Raw genomic sequence first — 20,102 nt, forward strand, 5'->3', positions numbered from 1 at the left:
AGGAGATGCTATAAATTAATGCAGATAACTGCAATATATAGTTCTAAAAGAGCAGTGAAGGTTCTTTTAGGTTTTATAAAAATAATCACCGAAAAGTTATTATAATCTAACTTTTCGGTGAAATTTCTTTTTAAGGAATTGTAATATAATATTTTTATCTTTGCTTTTATCTACTTTTATAAAGATAATACAAAACTGTGTGAGTAAAACTTTTAAAAGATAGCATTATATAAAATATTCCTTATAATGATATAAAAGCAGTACCTTTGTAAAAGTATTTTATATGTTAAGGTGAAAAAGATTATGCAAATAAGAAAGAGTATGATGTTTCAGGAACGAAAGCAAAGTATTTTTCAGTGCCCTATATGGGTAACTGTTTTTGCTCTTATAGCAGCTATAGTGTGGGGGTGGGCTTATCCATTAATAAAAATAGGGTTTAGAGAGTTTCAAATTACTACTTCCATGACAGGGAGTAAGATGCTTTTTGCTGGGGTAAGGTTTTTTATTTCAGGATTGATAATCCTCGTTATAGCACAACGATTGCATCGCTCTTTTTCTGTTAGCAAAACTTCTGACTATTATTTTATTTTTGTTTATTCTCTGCTTAATACTACTCTTCATTACGCATTCTTTTATTTTGGTTTATCACATAGTCAAGGTTCTCGTGCTGCTTTACTCAATTCCTTAGGTGTGTTTGCAGTAGTTATTCTTGCTTGCTTATTTTTTAAAAGCGATAAGATGACTAAAAACAAGTTGTTTGGTTGTATTATAGGTTTCGCTGGTCTTGCTATGTTAAATCTTGGCGATACTTCAAAAGAGACAGATTATTCTATATTGGGCGACAATTTAATAGTTCTTAATGCTTTATGTTCTGCTTTTGCGTCGTTACTCACTCGCAGTTTGAGCCATAGAGTAGATATCTTTGTAGGAACAGGTTATAGCCTTGCCTTAGGTGGTGCTTTGCTTGTAGTGTTTGGACTGCTTGCAGGAGGTACTTTCCCTATAATTACTACTTGGGGTGTTGTGATATTGCTGCTTCTAATAGGTATTTCTACAACAGGTTTTGCTTTATATAACAAGCTAATCAGCTGTAATCCTGTAGGAAAAATAGCTATTTACAATTCGCTAATTCCTATTATAGGAGCTATCTCTTCTTGTTTATGCCTTAATGAGACCTTTTATTGGAAATATGTTTTAGCAGGTACTTTTGCCACAATAGGTATTTATATTATTAATAGGAGTAAATAGTATAAAAGGAAAGCAATAAAAGGTTATTATTAATATTTTTTCGTTTAAGCAGGTTGTTTCAGCTAATTCTCGTAATATATAGTGTTACTATCTTACTTTTTAGAATAATCAAAACCAACTAAATATTTTGTCTTTTATACAGTTTGCAGTATCTTTGCAAACGTTTAATAGTTATTTGAATGGATAAGAAACAAATTCTTCTTATTAATGATGTAGCAGGATATGGTAAGGTGGCAACAGCAGCTATGCTGCCTATCTTGTCTTATTTTGGTAACCCTGTGTATAATCTGCCCACTGCTTTAGTCTCTAATACATTAGATTATGGTAAGTTTAAGATTTTAGAAACTACTAATTATATTAAGGAAGTTTTTCCTATTTGGAAAGAACTAAACTTTAGTTTTGATGCTATTGCTACAGGATTTATCTGTTCGGAACATCAGGCTAAAATAATTTCAGCGTATTGTCGTGAACAAGAAAAGAACGGAACAACTATCTATGTAGACCCTATTATGGGTGATGAGGGAAAACTTTATAATGGTGTTACTCCTTCTACTATTATTTCTATGCGTGAAATGATAAGTGTGGCTCACCTTACTTTTCCTAATTATACAGAGGCTTGTTATCTCACAGGGGCGTCTTTCTCTGAAAAGGGAGTAACTAAAAAAGAAGCAAAAGAGCTGTTAGACAATTTATGTAGAATAGGCACAAGGTCGGCTTTAATAACATCTATAACTGTAGATGGTCAGCCCTCTGTGGTGGGTTATAACCATATTGATGATGATTATTTCACACTTCCTTATACAGAAATTCCTGTCCACTTCCCCGGTACAGGAGATATTTTCTCTGCTATCCTTATAGGGCATCTGCTACGAGGTGAAGCTCTTGTTAGTAGTACTCGTAAAGCTATGGACGGGGTATATATGCTTATAGACTATAACAAGGATAATGAAGATAAGAATAGAGGAATTCCTTTAGAAAAATATTTACACTTATTATAACAAGTATGGATTGGATTAACGGGCTTTTTTCCTTACACTCTGCCCTACAATGTATTACTATTGTTGCTCTTGTCTGTTCTATAGGGCTTTCACTTGGCAAGATAAGAGTAGCTGGTATTTCTCTCGGCATAGCCTTTGTGTTTTTCATAGGAATTGCCGTAGGTAACTTTGGCTTAAGTGTTGATAAGCAAATGCTTTCTTTTTGCGAGACTTTTGGTCTTGTTCTTTTTGTTTACACACTTGGATTGCATGTGGGCCCTAATTTCTTTGGGTCATTACGACATGAAGGTTTAGGGCTTAATATATGGTCTTTAGCTGTAATATTATTAGGAACTTTGTTTTCTATTGCTCTTGTGTATATATTTAATATTCCTATGTCGGATATGGTTGGTATTCTTAGTGGTGCAACAACTAATACTCCTGCCCTTGGTGCTGCTCAGCAAGCTCTTCAGCATGCTGGTGTGAGTGGGGCACGTGCTGCTTTAGCAACTGCCGTTACTTATCCGCTTGGTGTGGTGGGGGTTATCTTTTCAATGATAATTATAAGGAAAATATTTGCAAGGGCTGAGGATATGAAATCAAAGTCGCACGAAAATGATAATCATACTTTTGTAGGACAATTTGTTGTAGCTAACCCTGCTATAATTGGTAAAAATATAGGTGCAATAGCAGAAGGAAGTCATCAAAAATTTATTATTTCACGTATATGGCGTGGAGAAGATGTGGTTACTCCTATGCCAGATACAGTGCTTAAAAAAGATGATAACATACTTGTTGTAACAGGTAACCATGAGAAAGAAGCTATGGAAATAATGTTTGGCAAGATGGTTCATCGCGATCTTAACAAAGAAAAGATAGACTGGAATCACCTTGACACAAAAATGGAAAGTAGAGTTGTTGTGCTTTCTCGTAGCGTTCTAAATGGTAAACATTTAGGAAACTTGCACCTTCGTGAAACTTATGGAGTTACAGTTAGCCGTGTGCTTCGTGGTGATATCAAGCTTTTGGCTACAGGAGATCTTGTACTTCGTTACGGTGACCGTTTAACTATTGTTGGGCAGCATGAAGATATTGCTCATGCAGAGAAGTTTCTTGGAAATTCTGTTAAGACACTTAATGAACCTAACGTAGCAAGTATTCTCTTTGGTATGCTACTTGGTCTTGCTTTAGGTACTATCCCTTTAACATTCTCTGGCATGGACGCTCCTATACGTTTAGGTATTGCTGGTGGTCCTATTATTATGGGAATCCTAATAGGTGCCTTTGGCCCGCGTTTCAGAATAATAACTTATACTACCCGAAGTGCTTCTCTCATGCTTCGCAAATTAGGATTGTCCCTCTATCTGGCGTGCTTAGGCTTAGAAGCAGGAAAGGATTTTTTTAATACTATAGTGCGCCCCGAAGGATTGTTATGGATAGGGTTAGGTTTGGCTATAACAGTATTACCTACTGTTATAATAGGTGTTATAGCACTAAAAACAAAGAAATTAGATTTTGGTACTATGTGTGGAATCTTATGTGGTTCCATGGCTAACCCCATGGCTTTAGGTTATGCCAACGATACTTCTAAGGACGAATCGAGCAATATAAGCTATGCCACTGTTTATCCCTTAGGTATGTTTATTCGCGTGATCATTGCTCAAATTTTAGTCATGTTCTTTGTTTGACGAAAGAAAATAATTACCTTTGCAGATATAAACGAATGTTGCTCTGATAGTTCAATGGATAGAACGTAGGTTTCCTAAACCTTTGATCTGGGTTCGATTCCCAGTCAGAGTACAGAAAAATTCCATTTAGTATAATGCTAATTGGGATTTTTTTTATAATACAATAACCATTCTCTTTATATGAAGTTTTATATTATAAAGGTAAAAAAAATAAACTTTTGGCATCTTTTTGATAAACTTTTATTTACCTTTGTATAAAAGATATAAGGATGACAATTTTAACGTTTACACTTATCTTAATATTAGCTGCATATTTAGCAGGACTATTAGGATCTTTAACAGGATTAGGTGGTGGGGTAGTAGTAATACCGGTTTTAACTTTAGGTTTTGGTATAGACTTTCATTATGCTATAGGAGCAGCTCTTATAGCTTCTATTTCTACTTCATCAGGGTCAGCAAGTGCATATGTTCGTGAAGGTATTACAAATATACGCTTAGGAATGTTTCTCGAAATAGCTACTACGATAGGAGCTGTTCTTGGAGCTTTTATTGCCATTTGGATGCCTACAAATATTATTGCTGTTATATTTGGTATTGTTATGATGATGACAGCTGTGTTACAGCAACGACGTAAAACCGACCATTCTAACGTTATAGGTAGTACAATGGCTAAGAAGCTAAAGCTCTATGGCACTTATCCTACCAAAGAAGGTATTAAATCTTACGAACTAACAAATGTGGGAGGAGGATTCTCTATAATGGTTAGTGCAGGAATTTTATCAGGCTTATTAGGTATCGGTAGTGGTGTTTTAAAGGTGTTAGCTATGGACACTGCTATGAAAGTACCTTTCAAAGTGAGTACTACTACGAGTAATTTTATGATAGGCGTAACTGCTGTTGCTTCTGCTGTAGTATATCTTCAACGTGGATATATTGATCCAGGAATAGCTTTTCCTATTATCATTGGAGTACTATGTGGTTCATTAACAGGAGCAAAATTGCTAAAACGTCTTAATGTAAATATTCTAAGAAAAGTTTTCTCAATAGCAATAGTTTTAGTAGCTCTTAATATGATATATAATGGAATAATTGGTAAATTTTAGGATATGGAAACGAATAATGAAAGTAAAAAGATGCAGTTACTCATCAGTTCTACGCTACGCATAGGTGTTATTACTGCTTCAACGATAGCTTTAATAGGTGGTATTTATTATCTCATCTGTCATGGTGCAGATACTATACCAAACTATCATAAGTTCCACGGTGAGGCTACTAATCTTACAACATTGAAAGGAATTTTTGCAGGTGTGTACCAAAAACAAGCAGAAAACTGTATTCAATTAGGGGTCATCATTCTGCTGCTAACCCCTATTTCGCGCATAATACTCTCTTTGTTCGACTTTGCTATTCAGCGCGATTGGCTATATGTTGTTATCACTGCTATAGTTCTTGCAGTAATTATTTCAAACTCTATAAGTGGACTTTAAGACCTTTTTATATAAAGACTATTTTTATAAAGATATATACAGGCTAAATATTATATATTAATAAAACCTCTATTCATGATGAAAATAATATAATATAAAACATATCAAATGAGATAAAATAGAAACAAATAGCATGATAATACATATCTATCACTACTAAACAACCTTAAAAAACTAATATATTTTGCTTATTTTCATAATAAACCACTAAAAGGCAGTGATATATAAAGTTTTCTAATTAAATTTGCAGATAAATTATTTATTAGAATAAAGATGAACTACAAGATATTTACGCTCATCACGTTAGCTGCAACATTGTTTGCAACTTCTTCGTGCTTAACAGAAGATACGCAAAATAAAGATGTAAATTATGATGATACAGCCATAATGAGCTTTACATTGGGAAAGCTAAAACAAGTTAGAGATACCATAGGAAAGAATGGCAAGGATAGTACTTATACAGCAATATGTGCTGGAAATAAATATAAATTTCATATAGATCATGCTAATGCTAAGATTTATAATACAGAGATGCTGCCTTATGGCATAAAGACTAATGCTGTTTTAGCATCTATAAAAACCAAAAATGGTGGATTTATTGCTATAAAATCGCTTACTAATGATACATTTAAACCATATAGAACAAACGATTCTATAGACTTTTCCAAAGAACGAAAGCTATATGTATATGCAAATAATTCAAAAGTATATCGCATATATACTGTTACTGTGAATGTAGAAAAGCAGCAAAATAATAATAATAGTGCATGGACAGATTTAAATGACTATAAACCTTTTGAAACTCTCTCTGCAACAAAAGCTGTTTGCACTAATGATAAAATTTTTGTAGCAGGTGTAAATGAAACAACTACTACATTATATTCTACATCTATAACAGATGGAAATACATGGGAAAAATATAGTCATACTTTCTCAAAAGACGCATACAAAAATATAGTAACATTAGATAATACACTCTTTATACTGGATAACCATCAAGTGTTGAGTTCTAATGATGGAGAGCATTGGACAGTTGTAAATGAAGACAATAATTTAGTAAGCCTCTTTGCTTCACCATTATCTTTATATGCTATCACAGCAGATAATAAAATTAAAATTTCAACAGATAAAGGTAAAACATGGAAAGAGGAAGTATTATCAAGTGATGTTTCAGATTTGCCTATATGTAGTATTAGCGATGCTTTATTATTTTCCACAAACTCTGGAAATAACTTAAAGCGTTTACTTTTTATTGGATATAACTCAAATAAAAAGATAGTGGAATGGACACGACTTATAAATACTGCTAACAATAGCAATAATTATAATTGGAACACTATAGAATCATTTTCAAGCTATATGCTTCCTGAATATAAAAATCTTATTGTAACAAGCTATAATAATTGTCCAATAGCATTAGGGTTGACAAGCGATAACAAAATAGCTCCACTGCTAATAAGTTACGATCAGGGTATAACATGGAAAAAGAATAAAGCATACACAATACCTTCTTCCACAACTACAGCAAAAACAATGGCAGCTACTATAGATAAAAATAATAACCTATGGATAATTAATGGTAGTAAAGTATGGAGAAGATTGCTAAGATAATCTTTTAATATATATATAAATATTCAACATTAACATAAATAGCACATATAGAGAAAACTTTATCAAGCACCTTATTTTTTTCATTATGGAAGAAAAAATAGATATGACCCGCATTCCTGAACACATAGCTATTATTATGGACGGCAATGGCAGATGGGCACAAAGACGTAACCAGCCACGTACAGAAGGACATAAGGCTGGAGTAGAAACTGTGCGACGTATAACAAATATATGTGGCAAAATAGGAGTGAAATATCTAACACTTTATACATTTTCAACAGAGAATTGGAATCGTCCTTCAAATGAGATATCCACTCTTATGGGGCTTGTTATCTCTTCTTTAGAAGATGAAATATTTATGAAAAATGATGCGCGATTACTTGTTATTGGGGACATTGGACGTTTACCAAGTAATGTACAATTGGCTCTTAAACGTACTATCAATAATACAAAAAATAACAAAAGGCTTACGTTGGTTGTAGCTCTTAGCTACTCTGCACGATGGGAAATAACAAAAGCAGCACAAGATATAGCCTGCGAGTTACAGCAAAAGAACGTTCAGCTCAATGCTGATAATATAAAGACTTATATTACAGAAGAAACAATCTCACAACACCTTACTACAGCTTCTATACCTGATCCTGACTTATTAATAAGGACTGGGGGAGAAGTACGTATATCGAACTATTTACTTTGGCAAATAGCTTATACTGAACTATATTTCTGTAATACCTTTTGGCCGGACTTTTCAGAAGAAGATTTATACAAAGCTATAGCTAATTTCCAAAGTCGTCAACGTCGATTCGGAAAGACTGGATACCAAATAGAAAATGAAAATAAATAAGCAAACGTGATATAGATGAAAAATATAAATAAAATATTAATACTTATAGCCTTTGCTACTGGAGGTATATATACTGTTAATGCACAAGAGAAAATTATCAAACCTAATATTTCATATTCAGGTGTCCCTGCTACTTACCGCATTGCAGGAATGCATGTTACTGGTATTAAAGGTTATGAAGATTATGTTTTAACAGGTATCTCTGGGCTTTCTATTGGGCAAAAAGTAGAAGTGCCCGGTACAGCTATATCAGATGCTGTAAAACGATATTGGAAGCATGGTCTCTTTTCGGATGTTTCTATAAGTGCCGATTCTATTGTTGGTGAAGATATTTATCTCAACATTTATTTAAAAGCAAGGCCACGTGTATCTATTATTAACTATAATGGGGTATCAAAAAAGGAAAAAGATGATATGGAAAGTAAGCTCGGACTATTAAAAGGTGGGCAAATAACACCTAACATGATAGACCGTGCTAAGATGATTGCAAAAAGATATTTTGAAGACAAAGGCTATAAAAATGCAGAAATAAATATAATACAACATGATGATAATAGTAAGGAACATGTTATCCTTGATGTAAATATAGATAAAAGACAAAAAATAAAAGTCCGCAATATTATCATAGAAGGTAATAAAGAAGTTTCTGATAAAAAGCTGAAAGGTAACTTGTTTAAAAAAGGTGCTTTTGCTAAAATACACGAATCTGGTAAATTTGCTAACTTTTTTAAATCTAAAAAATATACCCCAGAGCGTTGGGCAGAGGATAAGAAAAATATTATTTCAAAATATAATGAATATGGTTATCGAGATGCAAACATCGTTAAAGATAGTGTAATCAATGTTGATAAAAAACACGTTGATATATATATTAAGATTAATGAGGGTAAGAAATACTATATCCGAAACATAACTTGGGTAGGAAACACTGTTTATAGTACTGATTATCTATCACGTTTGCTTGATATGCATAAGGGAGATGTGTATAACCAAAAGCGCCTTAATAAGCGTTTATCTGAGGACGAAGATGCTGTAGGAAATGCGTATTGGAATAATGGTTATTTGTTTTACAATCTGCAACCTACGGAAATAAATATAGATGGAGATAGCATTGATTTGGAAATGCGTATATTTGAAGGTACACAAGCTCATATTAATCATGTTCGTATAAATGGTAATGACCGTTTATATGAAAATGTCATACGTCGTGAAATGCGTACCAAACCAGGCGATCTTTTCTCTAAAGAAGCTCTGCAACGTACAGCTCGAGAATTGGCATCTATGGGACATTTTGACCCAGAACATGTTAATCCAGATGTAAAACCAAATTATGAAACAGGTACGGTAGATCTTAATTGGAACTTAAAACCAAAATCTAATGACCAAATAGAGTTATCTCTTGGCTGGCAACAAACAGGTATTGTAGGTAAAGTAGGGTTAAAGCTAAACAATTTCTCTATAGCTAACCTCTTTAATAAAAACCGTGAACACCGTGGTATTTTACCAATTGGCGATGGAGAGGTTTTGTCTTTAAGTGCACAAAGTAATGGTAGATACTATCAATCTTATAGTGTAAATTACTCTACTAACTGGTTTGGAGGGAAGCGTCCTATTCAGTTTTCCGTGGGTTCTTATTATAGCAAACAGACCGATGTAAGTAGCAACTACTATAACAATGCTTATATGAATAATTACTATAACTATAGGTATGGATATGGTAATTATAATTATAACAACTACGAAAACTATCTTGACCCTAACAAATATATACAATTATTAGGTGTTAACGTTGGTTGGGGTAAGCGTCTAACATGGCCAGATGACTATTTTACCCTATCTCTTCAGTTATCTTATCAGCGTTATATGCTTAAAAATTGGCGTTATTTTATTATGGCTAACGGTACTGCAAACAACTTAAATCTAAGTATTTCGCTTAACCGTTCTTCTACAGATAATCAGCTTTTCCCACGTCGTGGCTCCGAATTTATAGCATCACTTACGATCACTCCTCCATGGAGTAAGTGGGATAATAAGGATTATGAGCATTTGGCAACGGATCTTAAGTCGAGTGCATATAGTACGGAGCAACAGGAAAAATATAAGTGGATAGAATATCATAAATGGAAATTTAAGGCACGTACCTTTACTTCTCTTACTAATGGACAAAAGAATCTTGTATTGATGACTCGTGTAGAATTTGGAATATTAGGTAGTTATAATAAGTATAAAAAGAGTCCATTTGAAACCTATTATATGGGTGGTGATGGTATGAGTGGTTACTCTACTGGATATGCTACCGAAACTATTGGACTACGTGGGTATGAAAACGGTTCGCTAACTCCGTATCGTGCTGAAGGTTATGCTTACGATCGCTTAACTCTTGAGCTACGTTATCCTTTCCTTTTAGGCAACACTACAATATATGGACTTGGCTTTGTTGAGGCTGGTAATGCATGGACAGAGGCCAGCAAGTTCAATCCTTTCCAATTAAAGCGTTCAGCAGGTCTTGGTGTACGTATATTTTTACCTATGATAGGGTTGATGGGTATCGACTGGGCATATGGTTTTGATAAGGTATATGGTCAGAAAGGCGGAAGTCAATTCCACTTTATACTTGGACAAGAGTTTTAAGACTTAGAAGAAACTAATAAAAAAAACATAAAAGATGAAGAAACTAATATTGCTATCTATACTGGCTATTTTGTCAATATCAGCTAATGCGCAGAGCTTTGCACTTGTAGATATGGAATATATCCTCAATCATATAGACAATTATACAAAGGCTAATTATGAGCTTAACCAGTTAAGTAAGAAGGTACAGGAGCAAATAGATGCAGTAAAAAAAGATGCTGCTAACCTCTACCGAGATTATCAAAAGAACTTATCTACTTTAACTCCTGAGGAAAAAAGGAAACGTCAAGATGCCATTATGGATAAGGAGAAGAAGGCTGCAGAAGTTAAGTTAAAATACTTTGGACCACAAGGAGAATTAGCAAAAAAACGCTCAGAAATGCTTAGTCCGATACAAGATGCAGTATATACGGTTATTAAGCAAATATCAGAAAAGCGTGGTTATAGTATGGTTATCGACCGTTCGAGCGAAACGGCAGGTATTATTTACGGTTCACCAGCTATCGATATAAGCAATGAAGTGTTGCAATCTCTCGGTGGTATTTCTAATTAATAAACAAAAAAAATTATAAACACTTTAACAAAACAACAAAAAATGAAAAAGTTATTATTGATATTGATGCTATGTGCACCAATGACAATGTTTGCTCAGAAGTTTGGTCATCTCGACTCTCAGGCTCTTTTACAATCACTTCCAGAGGCTATAGCTATCCAAAACAAGCTACAAGCTAAAGGAAAGGAGTACCAAAAGCAGATAGAAGATATGCAAGCTGAGCTTCAACGTAAAGGTGAGGCATACGAAAAAGCAAAGAACACTATGAACCCAACTAAGCAAGCTGAAAGCGAAAAAGAGCTTCAGGGGCTATATGCAAAGATACAGCAGACAGCACAAGACAATCAAAAGGCTTTTAACGAAGAGCAACAAAAGCTTCTTGGTCCTGTACTTGATAAGGTACGTAAAGCTATTGCTGCCGTTGCTAAAAGAGGTGGTTATACCTATATTATGGAAAAGGCAGCTGGTCAGCCTATATATATAAATGAAGCTATCAGCAAGGACGTTACCGCCGAGGTTAAGGCTCAGCTATCAAAGACTAAATAAAGAAAAGTCGTGGGGTGTCTTTCCCCCATAAATATTTACCCCATTCTGTTGTGGAATAGGGCTTTAGGGTGAAGTCATCGCATGAATAAAATTTCTTGCGTTGATTTCACTTTTTATTAAATATCTATATAAAAAAAGAATGAAAAAAATCTGTTTTGCTCTCCTACTTATATTTTTCCCCTTGCTCATAAGTGCTCAAAACTTAAAGTTTGGGTATTTTAGTTATAACAAAGTGTTCCATGCTATGGCAGGTTATACAAAAGCATTAAGCACCTATGCTTCTATTAAAGCTAAATATGATGCAGAGGTAAAACGATCCGAAGATGATTTTAACATGCGTTACGAAGACTTTTTAGAGGTACAACGCACTCTTGCTCCTTCCATACTTCATAAGCGTCAAGCCGAGCTTGAAGAGCTCTTGCAGCGTAACAAAGCTTTTAAAAGCGAGACAGAACGGCTCCTTCAGAAAGCCGAACAAGACACTTTTGCGCCTGTTAAAGAACAGCTTAACATGGCATTACAGCAGATAGGTAAGGAGAATGGTTATGCTTTTATCTTTAATACCGATAACGACGCTGTTCCTTTCATAAACGATGCTATTGGTGAAGATATTACTAACATGCTTACAGCAATTTTAAAATAGCTATAAAAGATGGGTTATAGCTGAAAGACAATCTATATAAAGTATCTATAATTTTATATATACACATGATGCAATCCTTGCAAAAAACTGGTCCGATAGGTGTTTTTGATAGTGGTTATGGTGGTTTAACTATCCTTCATGCTATACAGAAGCTATTACCAGAATATGATTATATCTATTTAGGAGATAACGCACGCGCTCCTTATGGCTCTCGTTCGTTTGATGTAGTATATGAGTTTACCCGTCAAGCAGTATTGAAACTCTTTGATATGGGGTGTAGCTTAGTTATTCTTGGCTGCAACACTGCTTCTGCAAAAGCTCTTCGAACCATTCAGCGAAACGACCTTCCTGTAATAGCACCTGATAACCGTGTGTTAGGTGTTATTCGTCCTACAGCTGAAGTAGTAGGACTTTTAACCCACTCTAATCATATAGGTATTTTAGCTACAGAAGGCACTGTACGTAGCAAAAGTTATAATATTGAGATACAAAAGCTATGGCCTAAAATATCAGTTACAGGTATTGCTTGCCCTCTTTGGGTACCTATCATAGAGAATAATGAGGCAGATTCGCCGGGTGCTGATTATTTTGTTAAGAAGCGCATTGAGCATATTATGAGGCTCGACCCTAAAATAGATACCATCATTTTAGGCTGTACACACTATCCTATACTTATGCCTAAGATACTAAAACATATTAACAAAGGAATAAAAATAGTAGCGCAAGGAAAGTATGTAGCACAGTCTTTAAAAGATTATCTATACCGACACCCTGAAATGGACAAAAAGTGTACTAAGCAAGGCACTACAAAATACTATACTACAGAGAATCCCTCTAAGTTTACTGAGAATGCTCGCATCTTTCTTACCGATGAAATCACTGTAAAGCATATTACATTAGAGTAACTATATTCTTATAAAAGCAATGCCACAAGATAACAAAATATCAGTAGTAATCAATACTTATAACGCAGAGAAACATCTACGTGAAGTACTCGAAAGTGTTAAAAGCTTCGATGAAATCGTAATATGCGACATGGAGAGTAAGGATAATACTCTCGCCATAGCCAAAGAATATAACTGCAAAATAGTTACCTTTCCCAAAGCAAACCATCTTAGTGCAGAGCCAGCACGTACATTTGCTATACAAAGTGCGAGCTATAAATGGGTGCTCGTCGTAGATGCTGACGAACTTGTTACTACAGACCTTCGTACCTACTTATATAATATTATCAAGCAAGAAGCCTGCCCTAAAGGATTATACATAGCTCGTCGTAACCGTGATATGAATGTGTTAGATAAAGGACGATTACGAGATTTTCAGTTACGTTTCTTTATACGTAAAGGCACTATTTGGCCACCATACGTGCATACTTTCCCACAAGTGCAAGGCAGAATAGGCAAACTTACAGATAGCAACAGAGCTGTGCTTATACATCTTGATGAGAACTATCTACATGAGAGAATAGAAAAAATAAATCGCTATTCTGACGGAGAAATAGACAAACGCATTAGCAAACAATATGGCTTAGGTGCACTTTTATGGCGACCTATATGGCGTTTTTTTAAGGCTTACATCATGGATCAGCAGTACAAGAAAGGACTTCCTGGATTCATCTCAAGCTGTCTTTCTGGTTTTTACCAGTTTCTTATAGTAGCTAAATCAATAGAAAAACGAAAATACAAAAAAGCATGAAAACAATAGATTTAAGCATCAAAATAGGATTTTGTCAGCTCGATGAGCTATCTGAACAAGAACAAAAACTCATTAACGGTGCAATATCTGCCACCTCTAAGAGTTATTCGCCATATAGCAATTTTGCTGTAGGTGCAGCATTGTTACTATCTAATGGCACTGAAATACATGGTGCTAACCAAGAAAATGCAGCATTCCCCGTAGGCTTATGCGCAGAACGGTCTGCTATCTTTGCTGCCCAATCTACACAGCCAGACCAGCCTATCACTACCATTGCCATTGCTGCCCGCAACGGTTATGGCTTTACTAAAAACCCTATAGTGCCATGTGGCTCATGTAGGCAGGTACTCCTTGAGATGGAAGATCGCTATAAAAAGCCCATTCGCATTCTTTTATATGGTACAGAAGGTGTTTATGTCATCAACTCTGTTAAAGACATTCTACCATTACAATTTGTAGGAGAATCAATGAAATAAATTATACGAAATTACATCGTTTAAAAACTATTAAGACGAAGATAACCGTCTTAACATATATAAAACCAATTTAATAAACTAAAAAAAGAATATGGAATATCTACCAAAAGAACCAGCCATACTTGTTAGTGCAGTGAATATGCTGTTACGAGATGGTGAATTTGATTCATTAGAGTCGCTGTGTTATAACTTTAATGAGGACCCCACAGAGGTTAAAAAACGCATGAAAGAAGAAGGGTATATATATAGCGAGGAGCAAAAGCAGTTTCGCCCAGTGGGCTACGATGAGTAAAAAAATACTATAATCAGCCATAACTGCAATAATAAATAAGTGCTTTTTGCATACACTTTCCATAAATTCAAACATAAAAATATATGCCAATAGGAATTTCTAAAATATCCAATCATACACAATATAAGGGGAATAACACCTTTCAAAGCACCTCGCAGCCTCATCTCTCAAATAGCCTTTTAGCAAAGAAAGGTGCTGTTAAGGGAGAAAACAAGCTAAAACCGCTCTTAAAATGGCCTGGAGGTAAAGAGAAAGAGCTAAAGTTTATTATCCCCAATGCTCCTACTTTCAAAAATTATTACGAACCTTTTGTAGGTGGAGGGTCAGTCTTTGCAGCCTTTACCGCACACAGATATTTTATCAATGATAAGTCGGAAGAACTCATAGAGCTATACCATAGTATAGCTACTAAAGATATACACTTCTTCAATTGGGCATACTCTATTGACAAGATTTGGACTAAACTGTATCAGTTTGCTACACAAGAAACATTCCTAACACAGCTATATCAACAATTTCGCAAGGATGAAATAGATGAAATAACATTATTCTCAACTCTCGAATCGCATATAAAAAAAGAGGCAGAAAGTATCGATAACATCATCTCCTCAACCCTTAAATGGCATCGTAACAAGATACAATTTCTATTAGAAAGTACACTAAAAAGAAAGTTCCTTCGTATGAAAAAAATTGAAAGGGAACGCCTGCTAATGCCCGATAATGATATTCTTGACAATATCATTACCGCTTATATGGGTAGCTTTTATACTTATCTCCGACTTTTATACAATGACATACTGCTAAGAAAAGATGAGAAAGCACTCCATATAGCTCTCTTTCTCTTCTTACGTTACTACGCTTATAGCGGAATGTTCCGCTATAATGACAAAGGAAAATTTAATGTTCCTTATGGCGGAATATCATATAATAAAAAGACACTACACAAAGAATTAGCTTATTATCAGTCGGAAATACTTGCCAATAAACTTGCTTTTGCAAATATATCCAACTTAGATTTTGAGCAGTTCTTTCATTGTTTCCCACCTACAAAGCACGACTTTGTTTTTATAGACCCTCCTTATGATAGCGAGTTTAGCACCTATGCACAACATAGTTTTACTAAAGATGACCAAAAAAGACTGGCTCATTACCTAATCCATCAATGCCTTGCTAAATGGATGATGATTATAAAAGCCACTCCTTTCATTCTATCTTTATACGAAAATAAAGGACTAAACATTAAAGCTTTTGATAAGAAATACCAAGTGAGCTTTATGGATAGAAACGAAAAAAATACCAAGCACCTCATTATAACTAATTACTAAGATGATAACAGAAAGAAATCTTATCTTACCAAGTCTTTACCTAATGCAGGAAAGTAATAATGGAAGTATCAGTACAAGCGAACTCATTCCTCAGCTTACAGCTATTATGAAACCAACAGGACACGATAGTGAGATTATAGATAATAGGAATGATACCTACTTTTCACAAAAGGTAAGAAACCTAAAATCACACAATACACTTTCTAATCTTGGTTATGCCACCTACAATAAAGATACTGGGATGTATGAAATAACAACAGAAGGCATTGCTTATGTTGAGAAAAACAGAGATACGCTTGCATATCTTCTAAATAACAATTTCAACTATGATGATGTCGTTTCAGAACTTCAAAACGAAGAAACCAAACAAGTACTACTACCATATACCGAAATTGTACAAGAAGGTCAACAGGTTATACGCAACCAAGTAGTAAGGGTAAGGTCTGAAAAACTAAGAAATGAGGCTGTAAAATATTATAAAGCACAAGAGCTTTATCACTGTAATTGCTGTGGCTTCAGGTTTACATCTTTCTATGGTTATGAGGAAAAATACTCATGCATAGAGTTTCATCATATGAAACCAATCTTCCAATACAATGCAAATGATGAAGAAAAAACTATCAAAGAAGCCTTAAACAATCTGCTCCCTGTATGCCCTAACTGCCACCGTATCATACATAAAAAACACATACAACAAGCCGATTTACCTCAATTTGTCGCTGATATTGATGCGTGTAACCCAGGAAATAAATTCAAATCTATCCTCATAAAATAACACATCTCTGATGTTTCATCTAACAAAAGATGGTCTTTTGCAGCATAAAACACCATCTTTTGTTAGATGAAACATCAATTCTTGACAATAAAAATAATTTATTTTTACCTTATTTTTAATTTATTTTTCTATTAAAAATAATCTATTTTTTAAAACAATCTTTCGTATAAAGATGTAATAAACCTTATGTGTTAATAAGCAAACTATATCATTTTTTTTTATATTGTAATAATAAACATATTGGCAGCACTTTGCTTTCTTGGTAAGAAATAAGCAATAACAAAGAGCTGATGTGGCTTACTATTCGTCATAATATTTGCATACTCCGCTGATAATAGATAACTTTGCATAAAACAGAATATTACACGCACGGGCTGTGTGTATATCAAAGTTATCAATATATGGCAAAAAGTTATGATTTTATTGAGTTTTGATACAGAAGAATTTGATGTCCCTAAGGAGCACGGTGTGCCTTTTACACTTGAGGAAGGGATGGCGGTTTCTGTAGAGGGAACTACCAGAATACTCAACTGTCTGAAGGCAAACAACGTAAAGGCAACCTTCTTCTGTACGGGCAATTTTGCCCAAAACGCTCCGCATATCCTGCAACGCATAGTGAAAGAAGGGCATGAAGTGGCTTGCCATGGTGTGGATCATTGGCAACCTAAGTCGGAAGACATCTTCCTCTCGAAGGCTATCGTAGAGCGTGTCTCTGGTGTAAAGGTGTATGGATATAGGCAGCCACGTATGTTTCCTGTCTCAGATGCTGATATAGAAAAGGCAGGATATAGCTATAATTCATCGCTCAATCCTGCTTTTATTCCCGGTCGTTATATGCATCTTACTGACCCTCGTACGTATTTTATGAAAGGAAAAGTATTACAAATTCCAGCCTCTGTTACCCCTATAATACGTTTTCCGTTATTTTGGCTTTCACTTCATAATCTTCCACAAGCTCTCTATCATGCTATGGTGCGCCGTGTGCTGCGTCATGATGGCTATTTTGTTACTTACTTCCACCCATGGGAGTTTTACGACCTTAAAGAGCACCCAGAATATAAAATGCCATATATAATAAAGAAAAATAGCGGTTGGGCTATGGTACATCGTCTTGATAAGCTCGTTAAGATGCTAAAGGCGAGAGGTGAAGAGTTTGTTACATATAGATATTTTACAGAACAAAAAACAAAGCAATAATAACTTTTATGCAATGAGAAAAGTTACCATTCTTATTCCTTGCTATAACGAAGAAGCATGTCTTAACAAGTTATACACTGCCTTAGCAGACTTAATGTTGCAAAACAACAGCTACGCTTGGGAGATATTATTTATTAACGATGGTAGTACCGATCACACACTTACCACCATTAAGCAGTTAAGAAAGAAAGATAACCGCATTTGTTATATAAATTTGTCTCGAAACTTTGGCAAGGAAAATGCTATGTTGGCAGGGTTTGATAATGCCAGTGGCGACTGTGTTGTTATAATGGATGCCGACTTGCAGCACCCTCCTCACGTCATTCCTTTGATGCTTAAAAAGTGGGAAGAGGGATATGATGATGTATATGGTAAACGAAAAACAAGAGGGAAAGAGTCGTTTTTAAGAAAGCGTATATCACTATTATATTATAAGGTTTTACAACATTCTACACGTTACGATATTCTTGAAAACGTAGGCGATTTTCGTTTGTTAGACAGAAAGTGTATAACCGAACTGCAAAAACTTCGTGAAACAGAACGTTATACTAAAGGTATGTATGCGTGGATAGGATTTAAGAAAATAGGAGTGGAGTTTGAAACACAAGACAGGGCTGAGGGTAAAAGCCATATGTCTATACGCTCTCTACTATCTTTAGCTATAGATGGTATTACTTCGTTTACGGTATCTCCACTGAAATGGTCAATGGTTGTGGGAATGTTCTTTTCCGTTGTAGCCTTTATGTTTCTTATTTACACACTCATACACACATGGATATATGGCGACCCCGTACAAGGTTACCCTACTATGCTCACAGTAATACTTTTTCTTGGAGGTATACAGCTACTATCTTTAGGTATTATTGGTGTATACCTCGGCAAGGTGTTTAATGAGATAAAACATCGTCCGGTATATGTTGTTGCGGAGAAAGAGCTGGCGCCCCCTTATAATCATACACCATCATCTCATAGCAAAGCCTCAACCAAACAATAAGACAAGGCAAGGCTTTGAGGGCATATTGCTGTATAAGTCCACGTTTTATGCAAGGAGGGTAGAGGTCTGACGAGCCAAAACCAGAAATCATAAACACAAAAACAAGTAGTGCAACTCCCCACTTTCCACGCTTGCTTGGAGCTGAACACCACCAAAAGCTAACACCACAAAGGGCTATAATATAAGAACTCGACTCGCTGCCTGTGCTAAACAGCACTACAAAGAGCAATACCGAAGCAAGCAACGATAACCTAAAGCCTAAATATTTATATTGATTTATGCGCAGATATGGCAGAGCAAAAAGTAATAAAGATGGCAGTATTAACCATAAATCGGAATAGGTATTGTTACCTGAAATGCGACGAACTAATCCTAAAGCGGATATGTTTTGAGCGATGGAACCAATGTTTTCGCCATTTTTTTCTATCAGATTGGTAAACCATTCTTGATATTGCCCTAATATATATGCAGGCGAACTAATAAGCATTGGAGCTACAAACATTATTACTGCCCAAAACAATAACGATAACAAAAACTTACCTTTTTGCTTAGAAAAAAAGAAGAAAGCCAAGCCCACTATGCCATACAGCTTAACAAAGGTGCCGAGCATGATAAGAAAAGCTGCCCAAAAGTCGCGCTTATTCTCTATCATATAAAAAGCACCTATAATAATAGCGGCAATAGCAACATTAAACTGCTGCATAAAAAGGGCAGTAGAGAGCGAGTGAGCACAAAACCAAAAGAGAAATATCTTCTCGTTATGCTTCATGTTAGAACGGCTTACCGCAACAAAAAGCACCAACGATAAGCCCACACACCAGAAGAGCATACCCAGCCAATCGGGCATAATAGCAAATGGAGCTATGACTAACGAGAAAACAGGACCATAGTGATTAATATCAAAATACTCCTTAGGGTAAGCTTCATAAAGGGACGTTCCTTGCACGGTATGCCAATAAACTCCACGGAATATCTCAAAGTTATTATGCTGACGGGTAAACTTAAAAGCCCAAGAAAGAATACCTATAAGAACCCATACTCCTAAGAGTGTGCGCTTATCACTAAAAAAAGGGCGAGAGAAGAAAGTTTTAATATGCTTTATTATCATATTCATTTAAAA

Annotated in this window: 20 protein-coding genes and 1 tRNA gene; 20 read left to right on the forward strand and 1 reads right to left on the reverse strand. The window is 35.1% G+C overall.

Annotation, left to right across the window (positions count from 1 at the left end; translation table 11 throughout):
* The first annotated feature begins 303 nt into the window (after positions 1–303).
* From AC1DCD_RS05545 to AC1DCD_RS05640, 20 genes are all read left to right on the forward strand, one after another.
* Positions 304–1,248: a DMT family transporter gene (locus AC1DCD_RS05545; protein WP_019036320.1), complete on the forward strand. Its 945-nt coding sequence runs from the start codon at positions 304–306 to the stop codon at positions 1,246–1,248.
* Positions 1,249–1,427: 179 nt separating this feature from the next.
* On the forward strand, positions 1,428–2,246 hold the full coding sequence (locus AC1DCD_RS05550) for a pyridoxamine kinase (RefSeq protein ID WP_008447277.1): 819 nt from the start codon (positions 1,428–1,430) through the stop codon (positions 2,244–2,246).
* Between the two features lie 5 nt (positions 2,247–2,251).
* Positions 2,252–3,913 (forward strand): putative transporter, encoded by a 1,662-nt coding sequence (locus AC1DCD_RS05555; RefSeq protein ID WP_464640757.1) that lies wholly within the window; start codon positions 2,252–2,254, stop codon positions 3,911–3,913.
* 40 nt (positions 3,914–3,953) lie between these two features.
* Positions 3,954–4,025: transfer RNA gene (locus tag AC1DCD_RS05560), tRNA-Arg, on the forward strand.
* A 157-nt stretch (positions 4,026–4,182) separates the two neighbouring features.
* A complete protein-coding gene (locus tag AC1DCD_RS05565) occupies positions 4,183–5,016 on the forward strand; it encodes a sulfite exporter TauE/SafE family protein (RefSeq protein ID WP_008447255.1) in 834 nt (277 codons plus the stop codon).
* Between the two features lie 3 nt (positions 5,017–5,019).
* Positions 5,020–5,400 carry a DUF1634 domain-containing protein gene (locus tag AC1DCD_RS05570; RefSeq protein ID WP_008447234.1) on the forward strand — a complete coding sequence of 127 codons (381 nt, stop codon included), beginning with the start codon at positions 5,020–5,022 and terminating at the stop codon, positions 5,398–5,400.
* Between the two features lie 273 nt (positions 5,401–5,673).
* Entirely contained in the window at positions 5,674–7,011 is a 1,338-nt protein-coding gene (locus AC1DCD_RS05575) for a DUF6242 domain-containing protein (RefSeq protein ID WP_464640754.1), read from the forward strand.
* 85 nt (positions 7,012–7,096) lie between these two features.
* Positions 7,097–7,855 (forward strand): isoprenyl transferase, encoded by a 759-nt coding sequence (locus AC1DCD_RS05580; protein ID WP_008447208.1) that lies wholly within the window; start codon positions 7,097–7,099, stop codon positions 7,853–7,855.
* A 15-nt stretch (positions 7,856–7,870) separates the two neighbouring features.
* The gene (locus tag AC1DCD_RS05585) at positions 7,871–10,486 is read left to right on the forward strand and encodes a BamA/OMP85 family outer membrane protein (RefSeq protein WP_464640752.1); all 2,616 of its coding nucleotides are present in this window, start codon (positions 7,871–7,873) and stop codon (positions 10,484–10,486) included.
* A gap of 34 nt (positions 10,487–10,520) precedes the next feature.
* On the forward strand, positions 10,521–11,039 hold the full coding sequence (locus AC1DCD_RS05590) for an OmpH/Skp family outer membrane protein (protein WP_036856023.1): 519 nt from the start codon (positions 10,521–10,523) through the stop codon (positions 11,037–11,039).
* Between the two features lie 42 nt (positions 11,040–11,081).
* Positions 11,082–11,585, forward strand: coding sequence for an OmpH/Skp family outer membrane protein (locus AC1DCD_RS05595; protein ID WP_353585986.1), 504 nt, complete (start codon positions 11,082–11,084; stop codon positions 11,583–11,585).
* Positions 11,586–11,724: 139 nt separating this feature from the next.
* On the forward strand, positions 11,725–12,228 hold the full coding sequence (locus AC1DCD_RS05600) for an OmpH/Skp family outer membrane protein (RefSeq protein WP_464640749.1): 504 nt from the start codon (positions 11,725–11,727) through the stop codon (positions 12,226–12,228).
* 65 nt (positions 12,229–12,293) lie between these two features.
* A complete protein-coding gene (gene murI / locus AC1DCD_RS05605; protein ID WP_464640747.1) occupies positions 12,294–13,133 on the forward strand; it encodes a glutamate racemase in 840 nt (279 codons plus the stop codon).
* A 19-nt stretch (positions 13,134–13,152) separates the two neighbouring features.
* Positions 13,153–13,923: a glycosyltransferase family 2 protein gene (locus tag AC1DCD_RS05610; RefSeq protein WP_464640745.1), complete on the forward strand. Its 771-nt coding sequence runs from the start codon at positions 13,153–13,155 to the stop codon at positions 13,921–13,923.
* Positions 13,920–14,399, forward strand: a complete 480-nt coding sequence (locus tag AC1DCD_RS05615) for a cytidine deaminase (protein WP_464640743.1) — start codon at positions 13,920–13,922, stop codon at positions 14,397–14,399. Before AC1DCD_RS05610 ends, AC1DCD_RS05615 begins: the two co-directional genes overlap by 4 nt.
* 91 nt (positions 14,400–14,490) lie before the next feature.
* Complete coding sequence (locus AC1DCD_RS05620) at positions 14,491–14,691, forward strand: DUF4250 domain-containing protein (protein ID WP_464640741.1); 201 nt, start codon at positions 14,491–14,493, stop codon at positions 14,689–14,691.
* Between the two features lie 83 nt (positions 14,692–14,774).
* Positions 14,775–16,016, forward strand: coding sequence for a DNA adenine methylase (locus tag AC1DCD_RS05625; protein ID WP_464640739.1), 1,242 nt, complete (start codon positions 14,775–14,777; stop codon positions 16,014–16,016).
* A gap of 1 nt (position 16,017) precedes the next feature.
* Positions 16,018–16,791, forward strand: coding sequence for an HNH endonuclease (locus AC1DCD_RS05630; protein WP_464640735.1), 774 nt, complete (start codon positions 16,018–16,020; stop codon positions 16,789–16,791).
* Positions 16,792–17,205: 414 nt separating this feature from the next.
* Complete coding sequence (locus AC1DCD_RS05635; protein WP_039864044.1) at positions 17,206–17,988, forward strand: polysaccharide deacetylase family protein; 783 nt, start codon at positions 17,206–17,208, stop codon at positions 17,986–17,988.
* Positions 17,989–18,001: 13 nt separating this feature from the next.
* Positions 18,002–18,982 carry a glycosyltransferase family 2 protein gene (locus AC1DCD_RS05640; protein WP_464640733.1) on the forward strand — a complete coding sequence of 327 codons (981 nt, stop codon included), beginning with the start codon at positions 18,002–18,004 and terminating at the stop codon, positions 18,980–18,982.
* Here AC1DCD_RS05640 and AC1DCD_RS05645 read toward each other — a convergent pair.
* Positions 18,876–20,096: a glycosyltransferase family 87 protein gene (locus AC1DCD_RS05645; protein ID WP_464640731.1), complete on the reverse strand. Its 1,221-nt coding sequence runs from the start codon at positions 20,094–20,096 to the stop codon at positions 18,876–18,878. The two genes, AC1DCD_RS05640 and AC1DCD_RS05645, sit on opposite strands and share 107 nt — an antisense overlap.
* Positions 20,097–20,102: the final 6 nt, after the last annotated feature.

Source organism: Prevotella sp. C0209C1, from assembly GCF_056583855.1.